3 protein-coding genes and 1 pseudogene are annotated in these 4595 nt (G+C 72.5%); all 4 read left to right on the forward strand.

Annotation, left to right across the window (positions count from 1 at the left end):
- Nucleotides 1-1547: DUF1800 domain-containing protein (locus ACWEVO_RS30745; protein ID WP_452310964.1), on the forward strand; the 1547-nt coding region annotated here is incomplete at its 5' end.
- A 14-nt stretch (nt 1548-1561) separates the two neighbouring features.
- Nucleotides 1562-2935, forward strand: coding sequence for a DUF1501 domain-containing protein (locus ACWEVO_RS30750; protein WP_452310965.1), 1374 nt, complete (start codon nt 1562-1564; stop codon nt 2933-2935).
- Nucleotides 2936-2991: 56 nt separating this feature from the next.
- On the forward strand, nt 2992-4398 hold the full coding sequence (locus ACWEVO_RS30755; protein ID WP_452310966.1) for a ferredoxin reductase family protein: 1407 nt from the start codon (nt 2992-2994) through the stop codon (nt 4396-4398).
- Nucleotides 4399-4411: 13 nt separating this feature from the next.
- Nucleotides 4412-4595, forward strand: a pseudogene (locus tag ACWEVO_RS30760) (FMN-binding protein); the annotation flags it as partial.

The raw sequence follows: 4595 nt of genomic DNA on the forward strand, positions 1-4595 counted from the left end.
TGGGCTCCCGGGCCGGCGCGGCCCTCAAGCGCAACTCGCCGTCCGGCGGCCGGGTCTTCGCCAGCCCGGCGGCCGCCGCCGCGGCCACCCCGGTGACCGTCCGGACGGTGCTGGCCAAGGACCCCATCCGGCACCTGGCCAGCCGGGCGACCTTCGGGGCCACGCCGAAGGCCCTCGCCGACATCCGGCGGCTCGGCATCGACGACTGGCTGCGTGAGCAACTGGAGCCGGAGAAGATCGCCCCGACGAAGGCGGAGCTGAAGCTGGCCGAGCTGCCCTCGCTCAAGCTGACCCCGCAGCAGTTGCGCGACCAGCGGGACCAGCTCAACGAGCGGGGCGTCGACCCGGCGCGGGAGACGATCGACGCGACCATCGCCCGCCAGATCTGGTCCGACCGCCAGCTCTTCGAGGTGATGGTCGACTTCTGGAACGACTTCCTGCACGTCGCCGCCGACTTCGACGGCGGCGAGATCTACCGCAACGCGTTCGACCGGGACGTCATCCGCAAGCACGCCCTGGGCAGCTACCCGGACATGCTGGTGGCCGCCAACAAGCATCCGGCCCTGCTGCTCTACCTGAACCAGAACGACTCCCGCAAGGACGCGGTCAACGAGAACCTGGCCCGGGAGAACCTGGAGCTGTACTCGGTCGGTGTGGACGGTGGCTACACCGAGAAGGACGTCCGCCAGGCCGCCCTGCTGCAGACCGGCCGCGGCGTCGAGAACACCAGGTACGTCTTCCGCGCCGACCAGCACTACCTCGGCAAGGTGAAGATCCTCGGCTTCAGCCACGCCAACACCTCGGCCGACCCCAGGGCCGCCGACAAGGTCATCGACCAGTACATCCGGTACCTCGCGCTGCACCCGTCCACCGCCGGCTACGTGGCCCGCAACCTGGCCACCCGGTTCGTCTCGGACACCCCGCCGAAGTCCCTGGTGGACCGGCTGGCCAAGGCCTACACCACCAATCGGGGCCAGATCCGCCCGGTGTTGGCGACGATGTTCAGCTCGTCGGAGTTCTGGGCCGCGGTCGGCCAGAAGGTACGCCGCCCGATGGAGTACCTGGTCGCCACGTACCGGGCGCTCGGGGTGGGGCCGAACGCGTCCCCGGAGTTCAAGGGGGACGGGCGGCGGACCCCATTCGCCCAGGGGCTGCGGCAGGTCCAGGACAAGCTGCGCGAGCTGGGGCAGTACCCGATGGGCAAGCCCACCCCGGACGGGTACGCGGACGTCTACGTCGCCTGGACCTCGGCCGGGACCATGGTGGACGGCTGGAACGAGGCCGGCGACCTGCTCGCCGGCTGGCGCACCGAGTTCACGTACGCCAGGCCGGAGCGGCTGGTCGCCCGGCCACCGGCCACCGCCGGGGCGTACCTGGACGCGCTGGCGCTGCGGCTGGTGCACCAGAAACTGAGCGCCCGGGAGAAGGCGCTCGTGCTCGGCGTCGCCGGTGTGACGCCGAGCAGCAAGGTCGACGCCACCTTCAACGGGGCCATCGCCGCCGTCGCGCGGGCGATCCTCGCGTCCCCCCAGCACCACCTCCGGTGAGGCATTCGATGGAGATGAGCGTGAACCCCTACCCCCTGCACCCCGAATGCCCCGACCTGCGGCGGCTGGCCGACAACCCGGCCGAGGCGCTGCTGCGCGCGGAGGCGGACATCGTCGCGGCCGAGAACGCCGCCGAGGCCGACCGGTACCGCCGCCTCGAGGAGCTGGAGGAGGCCCAGCGGGACGGCCGCGGCGTCACCCGCCGCACCTTCGTGGCCGGCGCCGCCGCCACCGCCACCGCCCTGGCCACCGCCCAGTTCGTCACCACGTCGGCGTCGTTCGGCGCGACGAGGACCGGCACCCTGATCCACGTCTTCCTCTACGGCGGGCTGGACGGGCTGAGCCTGGTCGCCCCGGCCGACGACCCGGTGCTCACCAGAGGCCGCCCCGACCTGCTGCTCGGCGACGACTCGCTGGCGATCGGCCGGGGCTTCAAGCTGACCAGCGCCTTCGCCCCGCTGGAGAAGTGGCTCAGGGCCGGGCAGCTCGGCTTCGTGCCGGCGGTCTCCGACCCCCGGCTGTCGCGCAGCCACTTCCAGGCCGCCGACGCCTGCAACCTGGGCGGCCTGCCCAGCGAGACCGGGGGCCGCGGCTGGCTGGACAGCCTGACCGACGCCCTCGGCAAGGGCACCGCGTTCCGCAGCGTCGGCATCGGCAGCACGCTGCCCCGGTCACTGGTCGGCGTGAACGGGGCGCTCTCCCTCAACAGCGTCGGCGAGCTGCGGCTCAACGGCGACGACCGGTACCGCGCGGCGACCGAGAAGGCGATCCGCGGCCTGTTCACCGGGATCAACCACCCGGTCGAGGACGCGGTGCTGGAGGGGATGGGCGCGCTGGCCACCGCGCGGAAGCTGGCGGCCAAGCCGTATCAGCCAACCGCCGGGGTGCGTTACGAGGGCGTGGGCAACGCCTTCCAGCAGCTCGCACAGTTGATCAAGGGCGGGGCCAACGTCCGGGTGGCCACCGTCGGGATGGGCGGCTACGACACCCACGAGAACCAGGGCACCCGCGACGGCGGGCAGCTGTGGCGCCGGCTCAACGAGCTGGCCACCGCCATGGCGGCCTTCTTCACCGACCTCGGGGACTGGGCCGCCGACGTGACGATCATGGTGTCCAGCGAGTTCGGCCGGCGGGTCGCCTCCAACCAGGGCGGCACCGACCACGGACACGGGGGTGTCATCACTCTGCTCAGCGGGCGTAAGCTCGCCGGGGCCCTGCTCGGGTCGTGGCACGGGTTGAACGATCTGGACAGCGGGGACGTACCCGAATACAACAACATGTTCAACGTCTACGGATCCGTCGCCCAAGGGCGATTCGGCCTGACGTCGGCACAGGTGGACAAGATCTTCCCCCGGCAGAAATTCTCCCCCATGAAGTTGTTCATATGATATACAGGGATATTTCCGACACATACACCGACGGCCGCCATACGAGGATTGACCCCTTGTACGGCGGCCGGGCCGTGCCCCGACAGCAGGCCGCCCCGGCCCCGCCGCCCGGGCCCGCCGTACCCGCGCACCTGGGCCTGCCCCGGCGCGGGCCCGGCGCCCGGCGCGGCCTGGCCGCGCTCTTCTGGGCCGGCCTGGCGCTCAGCGTGCTGCCCTGGTGGCTGAACACCCCGGCGGGCGGCCTGGCCACCACCGGCGACGTGCTGCTCGCCGTCGGCCGGATCACCGGCCTGATCGGCGGTTACCTGCTGCTGGTCCAGGTGCTGATGATGAGCCGGCTGGCCGTGCTGGAGCGCTGCCTCGGCGGTGAGCGGATCTCCCGCCTGCACCGCGACCTCGGCGCCACGCTGCTGGTCGCCGTGCTCGCCCACCTGGCCACCCTGCTGGTCGCCTACGCCCAGGCCGAGCAGCACCCGATCCTCGCCGAGGTCGGGGTGATGCTCAGCGACTACCAGGACATGCTCTCCGCGTTCGTCGCCGCCGGCATCCTGGTCGCGGTCGCCTTCACCGCGATCCGGGCGATCCGCACCCGGCTGCCGTACGAGCTCTGGTACCTGCTGCACCTGGCCAGCTACGCGGTGCTCCTCCTCGGCTACGCCCACCAGTTCAGCAACGGCGCCGAGCTCTACCCGAAGGGCCCGGTGCGCACCGGCTGGTATGCCGCGTACCTGCTGGTGATCGCCGCGCTGGTGTGGGGCCGGCTGCTCGCCCCGCTGCACTTCAACCTGAAGCACCGGCTGCGGGTCGCCGAGGTGGTGGCGGAGAGCCGGGACACCATCTCGATCTACCTGACCGGCCGCGACCTCAACTCGCTGCCGATGCTCGGCGGCCAGTACTTCCGCTGGCGCTTCCTCGCCCGCGGCTGCTGGTGGCAGTCCCACCCGTTCTCGCTCTCCGCCGCCGCCAACGGGCGCTGGCTGCGGCTCACCGTGAAGGTGGTCGGCGCGCACACGGCCGACCTGCGCGACCTCGATCCGGGCACCCGGATCTGGGCGGAGGGCCCGTCCGGCACCTTCACCGCCGCGCACCGCAAGCGGCACCGGGCGCTGCTGATCGCCGGGGGCAGCGGCATCGCCCCGCTGCGGGCCCTGCTGGAGGAGCTGCCGCCGGGCGCGGCGGTGATCTACCGCGCCCGTACGCCCGACGACGTGCTGCTGCACCACGAACTCGACTGGTTCGCCCGGGCCCGCCAGACCTCGGTCTGGTACGTCATCGGCTCCCGGCACGAGCCCGGCCCGCGGCAGGTGATGAGCCCGGAGGGGCTGCGCCGGCTGGTGCCCGACGTGACCCGGCGCGACGTCTACCTGTGCGGCCCGTCCGGCCTGATCGAGGAGGCCGTCCGGGTGCTGCGGCGGGCCGGCGTGCCCCGACGGCAGATCCACCTGGCCACGTTCGAACTGTAGGAAGGTCCTCTCCATGCGTCGCGCGCTCCTCGCGATCACCGGCCTGGCCGCCAGCACCACCGCGCTGGTGGTGCTGAAGGCCACACCCGGCACCGGCCAGGCCGCTCAGGCGCTCCCCGGCGACCAGCCGCCGGCGGTGCCGGGCGGGCTCGACCCGTCCGCCTCCGGCGGTCCCTCCGCCGCCGTACCGGCCCCGG

The sequence above is a fragment of the Micromonospora sp. NPDC003776 genome (genome assembly GCF_053605645.1).

Coding starts and splice junctions, on each gene's coding strand:
- ACWEVO_RS30750 (WP_452310965.1), top strand. CDS start 1,562: ATGAGCGTGAACCCCTACCCCCTGCACCCCGAATGCCCCGACCTGCGG.